Source organism: Streptomyces sp., assembly GCF_036566765.1.
Taxonomy (GTDB): Bacteria; Actinomycetota; Actinomycetes; order Streptomycetales; family Streptomycetaceae; genus Streptomyces.
This window is the reverse complement of record NZ_DATCVQ010000258.1, coordinates 1-2,973: the sequence shown is the minus strand read 5'-3', so window position 1 is coordinate 2,973 and position 2,973 is coordinate 1. Positions and strand designations below refer to the sequence as shown.

The 2,973-nt window shown below is 77.7% G+C and carries 2 protein-coding genes; both read left to right on the top strand.

The window, feature by feature from the left end; all coding sequences use genetic code 11:
- The coding region (locus VIU94_RS14470; RefSeq protein WP_331911439.1) for an FtsX-like permease family protein at window positions 1-359 on the top strand (359 nt) is incomplete at its 5' end.
- 48 nt (window positions 360-407) lie between these two features.
- On the top strand, window positions 408-2,973 hold a 2,566-nt coding region (locus tag VIU94_RS14465; protein WP_331911437.1), incomplete at its 3' end, for an ABC transporter permease.

Genomic DNA, 2,973 nt, shown 5'->3' with positions numbered 1-2,973 from the left:
CGGTGAGCGCGGCCGGGTCGCTGCGGGAGCGGGCGGGCGAGTTCGGCCTGCTGCGCGCGCTGGGCGCGCCGCGCCGGCAGCTGGCCCGTCTGATCGCCGCCGAGCAGGGGCTGCTGATCGCGATCGGCCTGCTGGTGGGCGTGGCGCTCGGCGCGGTCCTGACCCGGGCGGTGGTCCCGCTGGTCGTACTGACCAGCCAGGCCGCCCGGCCGGTCCCGCCGGTCCTGGTCGAACTCCCCCTCCCTCACGTCGCCGTGCTGCTCGCCGCGGTGGCGGCGGTGCCGCTTCTGATCGTCGCGTCGATCGCGCTGCGCCGCGAGGACCCGGCGACCACTCTGCGGACCCAGGGGGCGCAGTGACGACCGCCCCGACCGCGCCCACTGCCAGCCCCCTGGGAGGCAACTGACATGGCCCGCAAGCCCGTCGCCGCCGTCGCGCCCTGGGTGCGGACCCGGCTGCGCACCGCGCCCGGGGCGGCCTGCGCGGTCGCGCTGCTGGTGCTCGTCACCGCGTTCCTGGCCGCCGCGCTGCCCCGTGCCGTCGACGTGTACGAGGCCGAGGGACTGCGGCACGCCGTCGACACCGCCGAGCCCGCCGACCGCGTCGTCGAGGTGGTCACCGTCGACCGGGGCGAGGCGCACGAGGTGGCCCCCGAGCGGCTCCGCGCGGACTACGACGCCATCCTGCGCCAGCTGCCCGCCTCGGTGCGGACGCTCCGGGCCGACTCCGCGTACGGCGTGCGGAGTTCCAAGCGGGTGGAGGCGATGGACCCGTGGCTGCCCAAGCCGAGCAAGATGCCCCCGCAGCTGACGCTGTCCACGCAGTCCGCCGTCCCGGAGCACAGCACCCTGCGCGCCGGCCGGTTCGCGGGCGGCGGCCCCGAGCCGGAGGCGGTCGTCACCGCCGAGACCGCGAAGGCCCTCGGCATCAAGCCCGGCGCGGTCGTGCACGTCCCCGGCGTGGACGCCCGGCCGGTCGGCATCCGGATCACCGGGATCGTCGAGCCACGCGCCCCGCACAGCGCCTACTGGTCGTACGAGCCCACCCTGCGCACCCCCGTGTACGCGGCCGTCCCCCGCACCGACGCCCCCGAGTTCTACTGGGAGGCCGCCCTCCTGCTCGCCCCGGAGGCCGCCGGCACGGTCCTGGGGACCACCGGCGGCTCCGAGGTGTACTGGCGGCTCGCCCCCGCGAGCGGCCATCTGACCGGGCGGGACGCAGCGACGCTGTCCGCCGCCCTCTCCTCCCTGTCCAGCGGCCCCGACCTGGTCCGGCTGCGGGACCGGGTCGGCGCGGTGACCAGCGTGAACACCGGTCTCGACGAGGTCGTCGACGGGTACGCCGGGATGCGCGCGGCGATCTCCCCGGTCGTCGCCGTCGCGGCCTTCGGCATGGGCGCGGTCGCGCTGGTCGTGCTCGCCATGACCGGCGGCCTGTTCACCGCCCGCCGCCACGCCGAACTCGCTCTGCTGCGCTCGCGCGGCGGCTCGCTGGGCGGGATCGGCGTCCGGCTGCTCGGCGAGACGGCGGTGGTCGCGGCGCCGGCGGCGGCGCTCGGCCTGGTGCTCGCCGTGCTCGCGGTCGACGACACGGCGGGCTCCGGCGGCGCCGCCCGGTTCCTGCCCGCCCTGCTCGCCGCCTCGGGGGTCGCCCTCGTCGCCACGCTGACGCTGCCGCTGCGCGCCCTGTACCTGCACCGCAGGCCGCAGTTGCACGGCGCGCGCGACGACCTCGTCGACGCGCGCCCCTCCCGCCGCCGCACCGTCGTCGAGCTGACGCTGCTCGTGCTCGCCGTCGGGGCGGTCGCGGCGCTGCGCCGGCGCGGCACCGGCGACGCCGGGGACCACCTGGTCAGCGCGGCCCCGGTGCTCGTGGCGCTGATCGCCGCGCTGGTCCTCGTACGGCTCTATCCGCTGCCGCTGCGCTGGGCGGCCCGGCCGGCCGCGCGGCTGCGCGGCGCGGTCGGGTATCTGTCCCTCGCCCGCGCCGGACGTTCGTCGGCCAACGGCGCGCTGCCGCTGCTCGCGCTGCTGGTGGCACTGACGACGGCGGCGTTCGGCGGTTCGGTGCTCGCGGGCGTCGCGGACGCCCGGGACCGGGCGGCGGTCCTCGCGACCGGCGCGGACGCCCGGATCTCCTCGCCCGTCGAGTGGACGCGGCTGCCCGCGGGGCTCGACCGGGCCGTGCGCGGCTCGGCCGGGGTGAAGGACGCGGTGCCGGTGCAGATCGAGTACGGGGTGTCGCTGCCGTCGAAGGTGACCGGCTCGGTGGAGGCCAAGAACGTCACGCTGGTGGGCGTGGACCCCGGTGCGTACGCGCGGCTCGCGCGGGAGACGGGGATCGGCGCGTTCCCGGAGTCGCTGCTGAAGCCGACCGGGACGCGGGGCGAGGGCCGCGACCGGGTGGTGCCGGTCATCGCCTCGCCCGCGATCGCGGAGCGGCTGGGCGCGGACCCGTACGGGATCGTGGCGATCGCCGGCGAGTTCAAGGTGAAGGTGGTGGCGGTGCGCACGCACACCCCGGCCGTCCCCGACGCGGACTTCCTGCTGGTCGACCGGGCCGCCCTGACCCGCAGCGCGCCGACCGCGCTGCTGGTCTCGGCCCGCCCGGGCGGCCTCGACCCGCAGGCGCTGCGGGGGGCGGTGAAGGCGGCCGGGGCGCAGGACTTCACGGTCCGACTCCGGGAAGAGCAGCGGACCGTGTACGTGGACTCTCCGATGCAGACCGGCGCCGAGCGGGTCTATCTGACCGCGATCGGCGCGGGCGCGGGGTACGCGGGCCTCGCGGTGCTGCTGTCGCTCGTGCGGTCCGCGCCGGAACGGGCCACGCTGCTCGCCCGGCTGCGGACGATGGGCCTGACCCGGCGGCAGGGCCGGCGGCTGCTCGGCCTGGAGGCGCTGCCGCAGGCGCTGCTCGCGGCGGTCGGCGGCACGCTCGTCGGCTGGGCGACGATCCTGCTGCTCGCGCCGGGCG